Here is a 306-nt window from a genome sequence, read left to right on the forward strand (position 1 = left end):
TGCCAAACGAGTTATGGAAATATACCAATAGAAAGCGAGGTAAGCATTAAGTGAGTCCAAATGAACTAATTACTGAATTTCAGAATGAAGATTATGACTATTTTCTAAGAAAAATGCTTGATGCTGTGCCTGATAACATTGACAAGCGTGAAGGTTCAATCATCTATGACGCTTTAGCTCCTGCTGCGTTGGTTATGGGTCAGCAATCCTTAGATATGGCGAATGTAATCAAGGAAACTTATATCAAAACAGCTTCCGGAGAGTTCCTAGACTATCGAGCAATTGAACATGGAACAAGTCGATACC

The 306-nt window shown here is 38.6% G+C and carries 1 protein-coding gene; it reads left to right on the plus strand.

What is annotated here, in order from left to right:
• Nucleotides 1-50: 50 nt before the first annotated feature.
• On the plus strand, nt 51-306 hold a 256-nt coding region (locus QP420_RS06505; protein ID WP_481616900.1), incomplete at its 3' end, for a hypothetical protein.

Origin of the sequence: Bifidobacterium sp. UMB1197, from assembly GCF_030217745.1 — a bacterium.
Classification (GTDB): domain Bacteria; phylum Actinomycetota; class Actinomycetes; order Actinomycetales; family Bifidobacteriaceae; genus Bifidobacterium; species Bifidobacterium vaginale_B.